This window comes from Parahalioglobus pacificus (assembly GCF_014652275.1).
Lineage (GTDB): Bacteria > Pseudomonadota > Gammaproteobacteria > Pseudomonadales > Halieaceae > Parahalioglobus > Parahalioglobus pacificus.
This window is the reverse complement of record NZ_BMYM01000002.1, coordinates 790,364-805,873: the sequence shown is the minus strand read 5'-3', so window position 1 is coordinate 805,873 and position 15,510 is coordinate 790,364. Positions and strand designations below refer to the sequence as shown.

Below are 15,510 nucleotides of genomic sequence, written 5' to 3'. Positions count from 1 at the left end.
ACCCCCAAACCATTTGCGCTCATTACGTCGCCACACGTCTGGCTGGGCAGCACAATAATTGCATTTCCAAAACCTCTCCCCCATCTCTTTGAAGAACCTCTACCTCTATGAATCTTACCGATCTGAAGACTAAGTCCACTCAGGAACTGATTGATATCGCCAAGGATATCGGCCTGGACAACATGGCGCGCTCGCGCAAGCAGGACATCATCTTTGCCATCCTCAAGCGCCACGCAAAAAGCGGCGAGGACATCTACGGCGATGGCGTGTTGGAGATCCTGCAGGACGGCTTTGGCTTCCTGCGCTCCGCAGACTCCTCTTACCTGGCGGGACCGGACGATATCTATGTGTCACCCAGCCAGATTCGCCGTTTCAATCTGCGCACCGGCGACACCATATCGGGCAAGATCAGACCACCCAAGGACAGCGAGCGTTACTTCGCACTGTTGAAGGTGGGTGAGGTTAACTTCAGCAAACCTGAGAACTCGAAGAGCAAGATACTGTTTGAAAACCTGACGCCGCTGTTTCCGGACGAGCGTCTGGCACTGGAGAAAGGCAACGGCAGCTCAGAAGACCTGACCGGCCGTATTATCGATCTGGTCGCTCCCATCGGTAAGGGCCAGCGGGGCCTGCTGGTGGCGCCGCCCAAGGCCGGTAAGACCATCATGATGCAGAACATCGCCCAGGCCATCATCAGCAACAACCCAGAGTGCTACATCATTGTATTGCTGATCGATGAACGCCCGGAGGAAGTGACCGAAATGCAACGATCAGTGGGTGCTCGCGGGGCCGAGGTTGTTGCTTCAACCTTTGACGAGCCACCCTCGCGCCACGTGCAGGTTGCCGACATGGTGATTGAGAAAGCCAAGCGGCTGGTGGAGCACAAGCGCGACGTGGTGATTCTTCTAGACTCCATCACGCGTCTGGCGCGTGCCTACAACACCGTGATCCCCTCCTCTGGCAAGGTATTGACCGGTGGTGTTGACGCCCACGCGTTGGAGCGCCCAAAGCGCTTCTTCGGTGCGGCACGTAACATTGAAGAAGGCGGCAGCCTGTCCATCATCGCGACCGCGCTGATCAACACCGGCTCGAAAATGGATGAGGTGATCTACGAGGAGTTTAAGGGCACCGGTAATATGGAACTGCACCTCGACCGCAAGGTGGCCGAGAAACGCGTTTACCCCGCCATTAACATTCGCTCCTCTGGCACACGCCGTGAGGAACTACTGACCGGCGATGAAGAGCTGCAGCGCATGTGGATTTTGCGCAAGCTGCTGCACGGTATGGAAGATACACCGGCCATTGAGTTCCTGATCGACAAGCTCAAGGACACCAAGACCAACGACGAGTTCTTCCTGTCGATGAGGCGTAAGTAACGCGCCGCTACTCAACGGCGGGCACAACCCCGCCGTAACCTACCTCACCAAACTCTCTGTCAGTCGAGCCCCAGTACTTTTCTGGCAGGCACCTTCTTGACACGCTGCTATCTAAAGCATCCTCGCGGTGCTGTAGGCGAACAAGCCGCATTCACTGCTGAGACTGCTTGTGCGCGGACTCAGTAACGCACCACTGGCGCGGGTCCAGCTGATAGTAGGTTTGCAGCTCCAGATACAGATCCGGCCTGCGCTGATGAAGTTGGTGCGGCTTCTCAAAAAAAGTCTCGGTAGCCACTGCGAAGAACTCTGCTGGGTTGGTGGCGCCATATTGGTCCATCACCGTCTTGAGGCCGTGCAGGCTGCGCATTTCCAGATCTTCAAAGTTCTCGCTGAAAACCGTGGCCCAGGTCCGGTAGCTGTTGCGCCTCAGCGGTGGGGCACCATTGGTGCTTCCAGACTCAGCATCCAGCTGGTGAGCAAACTCATGCAACACCACGTTATGCCCATCGGTGAAATCGGCAGCGCCGCTGGCCACATCGTCCCAGGATAAAATCACCTTACCATTACTCCAGGACTCACCGAGCAGGCCATGAGGCCCTGATGACACGGTGCCATCACTCTGCGCCTGCTCACGCTCTACACGAAACGCGCCCGGATAGACCAGGATAGACTGCAAGGCCGGATAGAGGGCACCGCCGCGATTGAGCACCAGCAAACAAGCCTCTGCAGCGATCATCACCCGCATCTCGTCTGTAATCTCAAGTCCGGCGCAGCCGTAAAAGGTTTTGCGATCAATGAAGAACTTGATCATGGACTGCAATCGCTGCTGCTGTTCAGCGTCAAGCGCGGGGTACACCGGTAGGCGCTGCTCCAGTAGTGCCAGCCAGTCCTCGGGGAAGGGTCTTCTCTGCACCGACCAATCTCGCCAACGTCGGAAGCCAAGCCAGGCGAAAAGGGCCAGCAGTGCCAGACCAATAGGGATAAGCGCAATCATGAAGTCAACTATACAGGGATTTGGCGCGCTGCCCGCCAACCTCAGCACACTCGCAAACAGCAAAGCGGTTATAGTGTCGGCTTTTCACACACAGGGCCGCTGCCGGTGAAGTACAGAGACCTGCGGGAGTTCATCGATGCGCTGGAACAGCGTGGACTGCTAAAACGCATCACGACAGAAGTCGATCCGAATCTCGAAATGACGGAGATCGCCGATCGCACGCTGCGAGCCGGCGGGCCCGCCCTGCTCTTCGAAAACCCCAAGGGGCACAGCGTTCCGGTGCTGGCCAACCTTTTCGGGACACCCGAGAGGGTAGCTCTGGGCATGGGAGCAGACAGCGTGGATGCGCTGCGGGACATTGGCGAGTTGTTGGCTTACCTGCGCCAACCCGATCCCCCCAAGGGCATGCGCGACGCACTGGACAAAGCCCCCATTCTCAAGCAAGTGATGAATATGGGACCCAAGGTGGTGCGCAACCCCGTGTGCCAGTTCCATGTGAAGCGCGGCGAGGACGTTGACCTTACCCAGCTCCCAATACAAACCTGTTGGCCCGGGGACGCCGGCCCCCTGGTGACCTGGCCTTTGGTGATTACCCGCGGGCCGGAAAAGGAACGGCAGAATCTGGGCATCTACCGGATGCAGCTGATTGGCAAGAACAAGCTCATCATGCGCTGGCTGTCCCACCGCGGGGGCGCACTGGACTATCGCGACTGGCAGCTTAAGCACCCTGGCGAACGCTATCCGGTGGCTATTGCACTGGGCGCAGACCCGGCAACCACGCTGGGGGCGGTAACCCCGGTGCCGGACAACCTATCCGAATACGCATTTGCAGGCTTGCTGCGCGGCGCCAAAACCGAATTGGCGGAGTGTGTCACCGACACCTGTCGCAACCACGGCCTGCAGGTACCTGCCAACTCCGAGTACATCCTGGAGGGGTATCTGGAACCGGGTGAGATGGCCGATGAGGGCCCCTTCGGTGACCACACCGGTTACTACAACGAAGTGGAGAGCTTCCCTGTGTTCACTGCAGAAGCCATCACCAGCCGTGAGGCACCCATTTATCACAGCACCTATACCGGCAGACCGCCGGATGAGCCTGCCATATTGGGTGTGGCGCTGAACGAAGTATTTGTTCCGATTCTGAAGAAGCAGTTTCCCGAGATTGTGGATTTCTATCTACCGCCCGAGGGCTGCTCCTACCGCATGGCAGTAATCACCATGCGTAAGGAATACCCGGGGCATGCCAAGCGTGTGATGCTGGGCACCTGGTCGTTCCTGCGCCAGTTCATGTACACAAAGTTTGTGGTTGTTACCGATGACGACGTCGATGCGCGCGACTGGCAAGACGTGATCTGGGCGATGACCACGCGCATGGACCCCAAGCGCGACTCGGTATTCATTGAGGATACACCCATCGACTACCTGGACTTCGCCTCACCCGTGGCAGGTCTGGGCTCAAAAGTCGGCTTTGATGCGACCAACAAATGGCCGGGTGAAACGACCCGCGAATGGGGCGAGCCCATCACCATGAATGAAGAGGTTAAAGCGCGCGTTGACGCGCTTTGGGACGATTTGGGTATCGACTAAGCGGCCGCGCTAGTCCTGACTGGAGAGGCGGTGTGATTTTGGCAGGGGTTTCTCTGGCAGCGGCAATGCCGGCAAATTTTGGGATGACAAAGCCAGGGCTTCATTAAAGTACGCGCTGCTGGCGCGAGTATCACCCATGGCGGTCACCAGCCTACCCAGCTCGGAATAAGTCTCCTGATCGGGGCGCAGCTGGGCCGAGCGTTCAAAATAATCCCGTGCCTGACTCCACAGACTTTGACGCGCAGCCAGCCGGCCCAGGCATAGCAGTAAGTCCGGGTCTTCAGGATGCTCGGGTAACCAGGCCTCCGCTTGTGCGAGCTGACGCTCGGCGTGCTCCGTTTCCAAGCGACCGTACAATGCCACCAAGCCTGAATCCCACTGCTGCTTTAGCCCGCGCAGAATGACTTTCTCGGCAGCGGCACTGGCGCCCACGGTCTCCAACTGTTCAACGTAGCGCTGGCGCAGTCCTGCGTGTTTCTTCTGGGCAGCGGAGAGACCGCCCCAGTAGCGCTGCAAGCTAACCGCAGGTTCATCGCCGGTAGCACTGCTCTCCAGACGCTGAACCTGTACCTGCTGTTCCAAAGACTCAAGCGTCTCCGCAGGAAAGACTTTGTACTTGTGAAGTTCAGGCAACAGTTGCGCCAGTTCTTCCCAGTCACCCAGACCCTGGTAGGCCTGACACAACAGGTCCAGAACATAGGGATGACGGCCAGCGTTACGCCGGGCGCGAACCAATGTCGCCAGGGCCTGCTCATATTGGGCCGACGCCAAACGCATCTCCGCCTGTGTCAGCTCAACGGCGATGCCGGCCTGGGAATCGGTAGCCTCCGCCGCGCCCAGGTATTCGCGAACCTTATCCTGCTCACCCAGGCGATGACTGGCGCGCGCAGCAACCAGATAATTCAGCAAGGGCGCATCACTGTGGCTGGCACCGCGCAGCAACTGCCGGCGGGCCTTCTGCCAATTGCCTTCGATGAAGTTGATCAGCCCGCGATTGGTCAGCCGCGCCGATTGGCGCGACTTGCGCCCTATCATCCAGCCCGCCAGGGAATGCTGGCCAGCTAATAGCCGGCGAAAGGTGCGCACAATCAGGTAAATCGAGACCGTGAACACCAACAACAACAGCAGTGCCACCCAGAGGCTGCTCTCCAGGGTGAGGTCACCGTAAGCCACCAGCACATACCCAGGGTCGGTTTCAATCAGGGCGACCACCGCCACGCCCAGTAATAGCGCAATCAGGGCATAAACGAAGACCCGGCGCATGATCAGGGTGCTCCCTTGGCAGCGTTGTGGCGGCTGATTGCGGCCTGCAACTCACGCAGGGAACCTGACACATCGGGCAGATCGACCTGCACGGTTTCCTGGCGCATTCGGGCAATGTCGTTTGAGAGCGCCCGGGCTGCGGCTTCGTCAGATTCGAAGAACTGCGCCACCCACTCCTGGGCGCGACCGAGACTCTCGGTGAAGAGGAACTGATTGCCAGACAACAGTGCAACCTGGGCCTGTTCCAGTAGCATCCGGAGATTCTGCCTCACCATACCTTCCCACTGGGGGTCCATCAGCGCCTGCATGGGCACATCGCGACGGCGGATGATGATGTAGTCGGACAGTTTGGCCAGCGCTGCCTCATAGCCCTGCGCCAATCGGGATTGCCAATCGTCAGCCGGCTCAGGGGGCGGTGGTGCATCCAGCTCGGGCAGTTCGAAGATGGCCAGCGAATCCGCCTGGTTGATAAGAGCCCCCAGGCGCACATACAGGCCCTCGATATCCAATTGGGGCACTGCCCGCACAGCGGCAATATCCGTGGCCAATGCAGCGCGCACAGACAAAAGCGCCGGATCCTCCATCTGTTTAATAACAGCATCTGCGCTCGCAAGTAGCGCAGCGGCTGCCTGCGTATCACCGGTCATTAGCAGACGCTGGTTCGCCAGCCGCAGTAGATACTCGGCCTCGGCAAGCAACCAACTTTCCCGGTCGGCGGCGGTGAAACGGGTGAGCTCTGAGCGCTGCTCAGCAAGGCCCTCTTCTACTTGGCGCAGACGCGCAGCCTGTGCTGACACCTCGCCCTGAAATTCGGTAGAGCGCGCCGCACCCGCTTGTTCGAGACGAGCCTCCAGAGCGGCCAGCGAAGATTCAATACTGTCGCGCTCGGTTGAATCCGCTGTCTCCAATGCGGCAAGACGCTCAGATAATACGGCCGAACGCTGCATGGCCTGATCGACAAGCCAGGCAACACCGCCCCCCAGCCCAACTACCAGCAGCAGAGCCAGCCAGGCTATAAAGCCACCACGCCGTTTTACCTCGGGTGACGGTGATGGCTCATTCACGGTCGCATCAACGCTAGACGCCGTATCGCCCTCAGCCATTGTCACAGCGGTGACGCTGTTCTCATCCCTGTCACTGTCACTCACGCGTGCATCCCCTTGTTATCTCGCCAGGCCAATACCGTCTCTGCCATTGCGTCATCAGAGGCGTTGCGGGCGGTCAGCACCTGCTGCCAGCCCAGTTCCCGGGCCTCCTGCGCCACTCGTGCCGACGGCACCACCAGCGTTAATGCTGTTAAGTTAGTAGTTTCACCGGGGGGACGCAATCGGGTGAAGTTGGCCAGACCTTCACCGCTAGTCAGCACTACCGCGGCCACACTCTCTACGGACAGCTGCTGCGCCAGCTCCTCCGGCGAAATCTCCGGGGGGCTGCGGCGGTAACAAACAAGACTGGAAACGTTGGCGCCGCGCTCTAATAAAGTATCGCGCAGCGTCTGGCGACCGCCCTTGCCTCGCACAATCAGCACCTTTTCACCGCTCACTGACTGTAAGCTCGGCAGTCGCAATAGACCCTCGCTGGTCATCTCCTGGCCCGGTGAGAGCACGTCCATACCCTGCTCGCCAACCAGTGCGGCAGTGCGTTCCCCGATCGCGTACCAATGAATACCCACCGGCAGCTGCGGCCAATAGTCCCCAATGGCGTCAAAGCCGAAGTGCACCGCATTGGCGCTGATAAAAATAATGTGCTGAAAGCTATCCAGTTGAAGTACCGCCGCGTGGCTGCCTTTAGGCAGGGGTTGCAATGGCTGTAGCGTCAACATGGGCTGCTCTACCACCCGCAGCCCCTCAGCCGACAGACGCTGACAAAGCCCCAGGCTCTGCCCCGCCGGCCGGGTAACCAGCACGGCGGTGTCAGTCACCGTAGACCTCGGCCAGAATAGCGGCTGCACCCTGGGCCAGCAGCGCCTCACCCACTTCCACGCCCAGGGCCTCGGCCCGTGCCATGGGCGCTCTGCCCTCCGCGCGCAGAATCTGGGAGCCATCCGGGCGACCCACAAGTCCACGCAGCCACAACTGCTCTCCCTCAATAACGGCATAGCAGGCAATTGGTACCTGACAACCGCCGTTCAAATGCCGGTTCATTGCGCGCTCGGCAGTCACGCGAGCGGCAGTAGGACCATTATGCAGCGGCTGCAACAGTTCGAGTGTGGCGGTGTCATCACTGCGCAGTTCAATGCCGACAGCGCCTTGACCACCGGCAGGCAGAGAGTCCTCTACCTGCAGACTGTCCCTAATGCGCTCGGCAAAACCCAGACGCTTGAGCCCGGCGCTGGCAAGAATAATCGCGTGGTATTCCCCCGCATCCAGCTTGGCCAGGCGAGTATTCACATTACCGCGCAAAAATTTCACCGTGAGATGTGGCCAGCGAGCACGCAACTGGCATTCCCGCCGCAGACTGGAGGTGCCGACGACACTGCCTGCGGGCAAGGCCGCAAGGGCGTCGAATTCATTACTGACGAAGGCATCGGTGGGGTCTTCACGCTCACAGATGACGCCCAGGCCAAGCCCATCCGGAAATGCCATGGGGACATCTTTCATGCTGTGCACAGCGATGTCGGCACTGCCATCAAGCAGGGCAGTCTCCAGCTCTTTTACAAACAGCCCCTTGCCGCCCACCTTGGCCAAGGGGACATCTAGCAGCTGATCCCCGCGAGAGGTCATACCCAACAGCGTGACTGCAAGGTCGGGGTGCGCATGTTCCAACGCAGCCTTAACGTGGTTGGCCTGCCACAGGGCCAGTGGGCTTTCGCGAGTGGCAATCACCAGAGAGCGAGACATAGGCAAAATCCGAATCAGGGACGCAGATGATACCAGTGCTGCTGCTAGCGCTTAACCAGCTTTTCCTTTACCGCCGCTAAATGACGGCGACTGACGGCGGGTCTCAAATCGCACTGCGCCAACTCCACGACCCAACCGTCGTCACTGCGTGAGAGTCGCTGTATATACCTGAGCGAGACCAGCGCGTTGCGGTGCACGCGCACGAAACTGTCTGAAAATTCAAGCTCCAGGTCCTTCAGCGTGTCCGGAAGCAACAGCTGCTGTTCGCTGCCGTACGCAGTGACATATTTCTGCCCCGCGATAAAGCAGCGCACCTCATTCACCGGCAAGCTCTCAACGGTGCGCTGACCCTGACTGCTAACATGCGTGCGGGCACCCTGCTTATCGTCAGGCCTCAGGGCAGCCAATTGCAGTCGATTCACGCGCCCGGCACGGGTTAACGCACGCGCCAGCTCCGCCTCCCGCACGGGTTTCAGCAAATAGGCAACGGCCTCGTGCCGCAGTGCCTCTAGGGCGTACTCATCATAGGCCGTGCAGAACACAACCGCGGGCGGTTCCGGCAAAGTTTCCAGTTGCTCCGCAACCGCTATTCCATCCATACCCGGCATACGGATATCCAGCAACAGGACGTCGGGCTGGCACTGTGCCACCAATGCCAGGGCAGACTCGCCATTGGCCGCCTCTTCGGTTTCAGCGTCGGGCTGCAGCGACGCCAGCAGCCTTACCAATCGCTGGCGGGCCAGCGGCTCATCGTCCACTACCAAAATTTTCACGGCGTCACCGGGTAAGAGAGCGTGATGCGGTAAGCGGCCTCTGTGGCCTCACTCTGGAGCAACCCCTGAGTCCCATAGAGGGCCTGCAGCCGTTGCTCGATATTTGATAGGGCCATGTGATGGCCATCGCTATGCCCGCCACGCTCGGGAATCGGGTTGGTGACCTCCACCGCTATTCGCTGCTCGCGGAGCGCCACCGCAACGCGGATCACGCCTCCCTCGGCGCGCGGTGCAATACCGTGATACACAGCATTCTCAACCAGCGGTTGCAGCAACAGCGAGGGCATTGGCAGGCTTCGCGCTGCTTCATCAACTTGCCATTCGCACTGGAGCCGCTCACCCAGACGTAACTTCTCTATACCGAGATACACCTCGCACAGCCTGAGTTCATCGCCCACCGTGTGCTCGGAATCCCGATCGTTGAGGCTGGCACGAAACAACTCAGCAAGATCCTCCACAGCGCGCTCCGCATCCCGCGGGCGAGCATCGATCAGGCTGGCAATGCTGTTCATGGTGTTGAATAGAAAGTGTGGCCGGATGCGCGCGCGTAGGGAATCGAGACGCGCCTGCAACTCCGCTCGCTCGCGCAGGGTAATCTGCTGTTGCAGGTAAAAATAACGCAGCACCAGTGCACCCAGCAACCAGGCAACAAGCACGTTACGAAACACCCACCAGTACGCAGAACCCACCGGCGGGAAATCTGCCACAGCAACGGTAACAAGATAGGAACTGACAGCCGTAACCAGTGCAATCACGGCCAGACAGCAGGCTGCAGTGGCCACCAGGCTCAGCCGCGTGAACGCACTGCGCAGCAGGCAAATAGTGGCTGCGCAAAGCAGCACTACCCACTGCGTAAACAGCGAACACAGGGCCAGCAGCTCCCAGTCGAAGTTTGGCAGGCTGCTGTTCGCCAGCGTGTACACCAGCACCAGAAGCTCGGCGAGCAGCACCATGATAAACACCGGGCGCGGCGCGCAGATGTCGGGAACGAAAAGTTCACCGCTGTTGCGCACCGTCAATGGTGGTGACTGTTGGCCGTCAATGGCCGCCATAGCATCCTGTTCCTGCACTGCCCGGTGGTATACTTGCACCCTTTGACCCCGGCGAACAAGTCTGCTGCCTCACCGCTTGCGGATCCAGCCGATGCCGGCACTACCACTTGGGAACACAAGCAGCATGAGTGACAAGCAGGACACCAGCAAACTCTGGGGCGGCCGCTTCAGCGAGGCCACCGACAGCTTCGTACAACGCTTCACGGCATCGGTCGATTTCGACCAGCGCATGGCCAACGAAGATATCGATGGCTCACTGGCTCATGCCAGCATGCTGCAGAGCGTAGGTATCCTGAGTGCGGATGAGCTCGCCAGCATCGAGCAAGGGCTGCACCAGATTCGCGAAGAAATCACCTCCGGCGCATTCCAGTGGTCAGTGGAGCTGGAGGATGTTCACATGAACATCGAGGCCCGCCTGACACAGCTGATCGGGGTGACGGGCAAAAAGCTTCATACAGGACGGTCGCGCAATGATCAGGTCGCCACCGACATTCGCCTCTATCTACGCAGCGCGATTGATGCCATAGCCGGTGAACTGACCCGGCTGCAGCGAGGCACCATCGAACTGGCAGCGCAGCATAATGATACTGTGATCCCCGGCTTCACTCATCTGCAGACCGCGCAGCCCGTGGCATTTGGGCACCACTTGCTGGCCTGGAACGAGATGCTGGAACGTGACTACGGTCGCCTGCAGGATTGCCGATCACGCATGAACCAGTCGCCGCTGGGGGCAGCTGCACTTGCCGGCACTACCTACCCGATAGACCGGGCGCAGACCGCCGCAGCACTGGGCTTCGACAAGCCCACCGAAAACTCGCTGGATTCCGTGTCTGATCGCGATTTTGCCATCGAATTCTGTGGCTTTGCTGCCCTACTGATGACTCACCTGTCGCGTATGTCGGAAGAGCTGGTGCTGTGGACATCGGCACAATTCAACTTTATCGAGCTGCCTGATCGTTTCTGCACGGGTTCTTCCATCATGCCGCAAAAGAAAAACCCCGACGTGCCAGAGTTGGTGCGCGGCAAAGTGGGCCGCATCAACGGTCACCTGATTTCGCTGCTGACGCTGATGAAAAGCCAACCCCTGGCCTACAACAAAGACAATCAGGAGGACAAAGAGCCGCTGTTCGACACGGTCGATACCGTACTGGATTCACTGCGCGCTTTCGCCGATATGGTACCCGCAATCAAGGCGCGCCCCGAACCCATGCGCGAAGCCGCCCGCCGGGGCTTCTCCACTGCCACCGATCTGGCGGACTACCTCGTGCGCAAGGGCTTGCCCTTCCGGGATGCACATGAGGTGGTTGGCAAGGCCGTTGCTCACGGCGTGGCGGAGAATCTGGATCTCTCTGAGATGTCACTGCAAACCCTGCAGGGTTTCCACAGCGACATTGGCGAAGATGTGTTTGAGGTACTCACCCTGGAGGGTTCGTTACAGGCTCGCGACCATCTGGGTGGCACCGCACCTGCGCAGGTGAGTGCAGCCTGTGATCGCGCCCTGGCCCGCCTTGCAGAGCGCACCTAGAGCGGCAACGAAAACCGGAGGCCGTGAACCGGCGGCCTTATTATTTGGGCGTGTAACGTACGCTGGCCTGGAAAGTGATATCCGGGCCGGTCTCGACCTGAACATCCTCCACAAAGCTGAAGTCCAGCTGCCACTGGGAGGCCACCTGCCAGCGCGCACCTAGCGACAACAAGATCGCATCCGTCCCCAATGCATCAATGTCGCTGTCCAGCGGCGCGGCATTGGCGTCTAACTGCGCCAACAGCGACCAGTTTTCACTGACCCGCCAATCGACACCCACGCCTGCAAACCAGAGATTGTTTTCCTGCCGCGGCCCCAGCAGGTCACTGTCGTCAGCGTACAGATAGCCCAGCTGCCCGTACCAACTCAGTGGCAGGTCGGTAAGGTGCTCACCCCCAAAGCGCAGCGCAACAAACACATCATCAGCGCCGCTACCCTGAAAATCGTCCTCATCACCGGTACCCGCTTTATAACCCAGCGCCACGGACGCCGCTGCGGTATCGCTCTGGTGGAAGGTGTACGCCAGTGACAGTGTGATATCACCCAGGCCTGACGTGTCGTCATCCAGACCAAAACCGGTGTCCGCCGACAAGTAGCGGTACTCGAGTTGGTCGTCTTCCGCATCAGACCTGCCACCGTCAGACATGCCCCAGAAGTCGTGCCAGCCATTGATAATGCTGTCGAGATTCCCCCCCGACTGTTGCTGCCAGGGCACCTCAAGGGCAAGCGTCCAGTTTTCGGCAAAGCACACGCGTAGATCCAGCGCCAGACGCAATGTCTCCCCGTCCAGCAATAGCGACTCGCCAGAGGCATCGTCGAGAACGTAGTGGCTGGCAATGCTGGTGTGCAGATTGCCCTGCCAACCGTCCACCGCGCGGGCACTGCTCTGCGACGGCAGGCCCAGCAGCCCGGCCACGGGTGACAGGTTTTTGACATACAGCGGATCAACGGCCAGTACAGACCTCGCCACGCTCAAGCCCAACAGGGCGACCATGACTGTAGGGCCATAACGGAATAATGTAGGAGTTCTGGCGTGCATCACAATCGCTAGGCGCTTAACGAGCAGCCTATGATAGGCGTCACTCGCAAGGGAAACTAGCGGACGCTATACTCGGCGTTTTACGACTTGGACGTCCCCAATGAGAATTGTGCTGATCCACAGCCTGCTGGCGTGTTTGCTGCTTGCCGGTTGTGGCCAGACTGGGCCGCTGTATTACCCGGAGCCACCCGCACCGGAACCGCCCCCTGCACAGGACTCTTCGGACAACTAACGCCTCATGAGCATGTTTACCCGCGAGAACGGCGCACTGCTGGCTGAAGCCGTGCCCGTGGCGGAAATCGCCCAGCACTACGGCACACCCACGTTTGTTTACTCCCGAGCCGCGCTGGAGCAGGCACTGGATGAATATCACAGTGCGCTAGAAGGCTGCGCGCATCTGGTGTGCTACGCGGTAAAAGCCAATTCAAACCTTGCCGTACTCGATGTCTTGGCCCGTCGAGGCGCAGGCTTTGATATTGTCTCTGGCGGCGAGTTGGAGCGCGTACTGGCCGCCGGTGGCGATCCCGCGAAAATAGTATTCTCAGGTGTAGGCAAGACGCCTGATGAGATGCGCCGCGCGCTGGACCTGGGCATCCGCTGTTTCAACGTGGAATCCGCGGCCGAGCTGGAAGTGCTCAACACCGTAGCGGGCGAGTGCGGCAAGACAGCGCCGGTCTCAATACGCGTGAATCCCGACGTAGACGCAAAAACACACCCGTACATTTCCACCGGCTTGAAAGAGAACAAGTTCGGCGTGGACATGGGTCAGGCCGTGGATGTGTACCGGCAGGCAAAGGCGCTCGCGCATATCGACATCGTCGGCGTGGATTGCCATATCGGCTCCCAGCTAACAGAGATAAGTCCCTTCATTGATGCCCTGCACCGCCTGCTGTCACTGATCGATTCACTAGCCAATGAAGGCATTGTTATTCGTCATCTCGACCTGGGCGGCGGCCTGGGCGTCACCTACCGCGATGAGCAGCCGCCCAGTGTCGCCGAGTACCTGTCTGCCATTCGGGCGGAAGTGGGCGACCGCAACCTGGAACTGATGTTCGAGCCCGGCCGCTCCATCGCTGCCAACGCCGGCATACTGGTGTGCAAAGTCCAGTACCTGAAGCAAACACCGGGTAATGACTTCGCCCTGGTGGATGCAGCGATGAACGACTTTATCCGCCCCGCGCTATACCAGGCATGGGTAGACATACAACCCGTACACCAACGTAACGACGGCATCGACGCCACCTGGGATGTGGTGGGACCGGTGTGCGAAACCGCAGATTTTCTGGGCAAAGACCGCGGCATGAACCTCGCTGAAGGTGACCTGTTGGCAGTCGCCGGGGCCGGGGCGTACGGCTTTGTGATGAGCTCAAACTACAACACTCGAACCCGGGCAGCCGAAGTCATGGTTGATGGTGACAGGCACTTCGCCGTGCGCGAACGCGAAACCCTGGCGGACCTGCTGCGCGGCGAACACCGCCTGCCAGACTAAGCCTTATGATCCTGCACTTCACCAAAATGCATGGCGCCGGGAACGACTTCGTCGTCATCGATCTGGTCAGCCAGCGTGCCCGGCTGCGTAGCCGCGATATTCGCAAATTGGCCGATCGGCACTTCGGCGTCGGCTGTGACCAGGTACTGGTCGTCGAGCCTCCCGAGAATCCGGATGTGGATTTCCGTTACCGCATTTACAACGCCGACGGCTCAGAGGTCAGCCAGTGCGGCAATGGTGCGCGCTGCTTTGCCCGCTTTGTGCGCGAACGCAGGCTCACCAGCAAGCGCGTGTTACGGGTTGAGACCAGCGCAGGCGAGCTGGAACTGCGCATGATCGACAAGCAGCAGGTGGAAGTGGCGATGGGCGTCCCCCATCTCGCACCCGCTGAGGTGCCCATCGAGGCCGATAGCCAGCAGGCGCTATACCCGCTGGTTATTGACGATCAAACCCTGGACGTCGGTGCTGTGTCCATGGGCAACCCGCACGCCATTTTGCGTGTAGACGATGTAGACACCGCGCCTGTGGCAACCCTGGGTCCACGCATCGAGGCTCACTCGAGCTTCCCCGAGCGCGCCAATGCCGGCTTTATGCAGGTGGTTGCCGATAACCACATTCGCCTGCGCGTCTTTGAGCGCGGCGTGGGCGAAACCCTGGCCTGCGGCTCCGGAGCCTGTGCTGCCGTAGTGCACGGTATCCGCCAGGGCTGGCTCAGTGACACAGTGACAGTTGAACTGCCCGGCGGTAAGCTATCCATCAGATGGCCGGGCGACGGTGAGCAAGTGCTCATGACCGGGCCAACCGCCGTCGTTTATGAGGGCAGCATAAAAATCTAGGGTCAAAAGCCCACCGCGTAAGCCAGGGGAAATTATGTCGGGAACGAATGAGCAGGCGGTCGCCGCCGAGCACGAACTGGATGAGGACCAGGTACGCGAGTACCTCAAGGAGCACGCCGACTTCTTCCAGCGCCACCCTGACATGCTGGACCACCTTCACATCTCCCACGCCTCTGGCAGCGCCGTATCCCTGGTGGAAAAGCAGGTGAGCGTACTGCGCGAGCGCAACGTAGAGATGCGCCATCGCCTCAACGCACTCACAGCCAACGCACGCGACAACGACTTACTGTACGAAAACACACGCCACCTCGTTCTTACACTGCTGGAAGCCCGGGATCGCGAGAACCTGGCAAAGGCTTTCACTGTCAGCATGGAACAGGACTTCAAGGTGGAGCATGCCAGCCTGATACTGTTCGGCGAACCCGGCAGTGAGGGCGACTGCCGATTGGAAACAGCAGACAGCGCGCGCATCGAGATCGGCGCTATCCTCAAGGGCCGCAAGCCCATGTGTGGCGTGCTGCGCAAAGAGGAACTGGGCTACCTGTTCCCCAATGCAGGCGATATTGGCTCTGCAGCGGTGGTACCACTGGTTGCCGGCGAGGAATTGGGCGTCGTCGCGGTGGGCAGCTCGGACGCCCAGCGGTATCACAGCGGCATGGGCACACTGTTCCTGACCCACATCGCCGATGTGCTCGTGCGATGCATGGCCCACTTGCCACGGGACGGACACGCCTGA

Annotated in this window: 15 protein-coding genes; 7 read left to right on the top strand and 8 right to left on the bottom strand. The window is 59.8% G+C overall.

Going from position 1 to position 15,510, the window contains the following annotated elements:
- The first annotated feature begins 107 nt into the window (after positions 1 to 107).
- Complete coding sequence (rho, locus tag IE089_RS12420; protein ID WP_189478118.1) at positions 108 to 1,376, top strand: transcription termination factor Rho; 1,269 nt, start codon at positions 108 to 110, stop codon at positions 1,374 to 1,376.
- Between the two features lie 151 nt (positions 1,377 to 1,527).
- Here the strand turns inward: rho and IE089_RS12415 are convergent, their stop codons facing one another.
- Positions 1,528 to 2,370, bottom strand: a complete 843-nt coding sequence (locus IE089_RS12415) for a M90 family metallopeptidase (protein ID WP_189478117.1) — start codon at positions 2,368 to 2,370, stop codon at positions 1,528 to 1,530.
- 105 nt (positions 2,371 to 2,475) lie between these two features.
- Between IE089_RS12415 and ubiD the strand changes: the two genes are divergently transcribed.
- Positions 2,476 to 3,957 carry a 4-hydroxy-3-polyprenylbenzoate decarboxylase gene (gene ubiD / locus IE089_RS12410; RefSeq protein ID WP_189478116.1) on the top strand — a complete coding sequence of 494 codons (1,482 nt, stop codon included), beginning with the start codon at positions 2,476 to 2,478 and terminating at the stop codon, positions 3,955 to 3,957.
- 9 nt (positions 3,958 to 3,966) lie between these two features.
- Here ubiD and IE089_RS12405 read toward each other — a convergent pair whose 3' ends face one another.
- Genes IE089_RS12405 through IE089_RS12380 form a run of 6 tightly spaced genes read right to left on the bottom strand, consistent with a single transcriptional unit; the run spans position 3,967 to position 9,885 of the window.
- The gene (locus IE089_RS12405) at positions 3,967 to 5,220 is read right to left on the bottom strand and encodes a heme biosynthesis HemY N-terminal domain-containing protein (RefSeq protein WP_189478115.1); all 1,254 of its coding nucleotides are present in this window, start codon (positions 5,218 to 5,220) and stop codon (positions 3,967 to 3,969) included.
- Between the two features lie 2 nt (positions 5,221 to 5,222).
- Positions 5,223 to 6,368 carry a uroporphyrinogen-III C-methyltransferase gene (locus tag IE089_RS12400; RefSeq protein WP_189478114.1) on the bottom strand — a complete coding sequence of 382 codons (1,146 nt, stop codon included), beginning with the start codon at positions 6,366 to 6,368 and terminating at the stop codon, positions 5,223 to 5,225.
- Positions 6,365 to 7,141: a uroporphyrinogen-III synthase gene (locus tag IE089_RS12395; protein WP_189478113.1), complete on the bottom strand. Its 777-nt coding sequence runs from the start codon at positions 7,139 to 7,141 to the stop codon at positions 6,365 to 6,367. The genes IE089_RS12400 and IE089_RS12395 overlap by 4 nt, the downstream gene beginning before the upstream one ends.
- Positions 7,134 to 8,060, bottom strand: coding sequence for a hydroxymethylbilane synthase (gene hemC / locus IE089_RS12390; RefSeq protein ID WP_189478112.1), 927 nt, complete (start codon positions 8,058 to 8,060; stop codon positions 7,134 to 7,136). Before hemC ends, IE089_RS12395 begins: the two co-directional genes overlap by 8 nt.
- A gap of 44 nt (positions 8,061 to 8,104) precedes the next feature.
- A complete protein-coding gene (locus IE089_RS12385; RefSeq protein WP_189478111.1) occupies positions 8,105 to 8,833 on the bottom strand; it encodes a LytR/AlgR family response regulator transcription factor in 729 nt (242 codons plus the stop codon).
- Entirely contained in the window at positions 8,830 to 9,885 is a 1,056-nt protein-coding gene (locus tag IE089_RS12380) for a sensor histidine kinase (protein ID WP_189478110.1), read from the bottom strand. Before IE089_RS12380 ends, IE089_RS12385 begins: the two co-directional genes overlap by 4 nt.
- A 124-nt stretch (positions 9,886 to 10,009) precedes the next feature.
- Between IE089_RS12380 and argH the strand changes: the two genes are divergently transcribed.
- Positions 10,010 to 11,410: an argininosuccinate lyase gene (argH, locus tag IE089_RS12375; protein WP_189478109.1), complete on the top strand. Its 1,401-nt coding sequence runs from the start codon at positions 10,010 to 10,012 to the stop codon at positions 11,408 to 11,410.
- 40 nt (positions 11,411 to 11,450) lie between these two features.
- Here argH and IE089_RS12370 read toward each other — a convergent pair whose 3' ends face one another.
- Positions 11,451 to 12,449, bottom strand: a complete 999-nt coding sequence (locus IE089_RS12370; protein ID WP_189478108.1) for a DUF3187 family protein — start codon at positions 12,447 to 12,449, stop codon at positions 11,451 to 11,453.
- A gap of 100 nt (positions 12,450 to 12,549) precedes the next feature.
- On the opposite strand from IE089_RS12370, the gene lptM reads away from it, so the two are divergent.
- Genes lptM through IE089_RS12355 form a run of 4 tightly spaced genes read left to right on the top strand, consistent with a single transcriptional unit; the run spans position 12,550 to position 15,510 of the window.
- On the top strand, positions 12,550 to 12,681 hold the full coding sequence (gene lptM, locus IE089_RS15715; protein WP_229802744.1) for an LPS translocon maturation chaperone LptM: 132 nt from the start codon (positions 12,550 to 12,552) through the stop codon (positions 12,679 to 12,681).
- A 6-nt stretch (positions 12,682 to 12,687) separates the two neighbouring features.
- Positions 12,688 to 13,938, top strand: a complete 1,251-nt coding sequence (gene lysA, locus IE089_RS12365) for a diaminopimelate decarboxylase (RefSeq protein WP_189478107.1) — start codon at positions 12,688 to 12,690, stop codon at positions 13,936 to 13,938.
- A gap of 5 nt (positions 13,939 to 13,943) precedes the next feature.
- A complete protein-coding gene (dapF, locus tag IE089_RS12360) occupies positions 13,944 to 14,774 on the top strand; it encodes a diaminopimelate epimerase (RefSeq protein WP_189478106.1) in 831 nt (276 codons plus the stop codon).
- 34 nt (positions 14,775 to 14,808) lie between these two features.
- Complete coding sequence (locus IE089_RS12355) at positions 14,809 to 15,510, top strand: DUF484 family protein (protein ID WP_189478105.1); 702 nt, start codon at positions 14,809 to 14,811, stop codon at positions 15,508 to 15,510.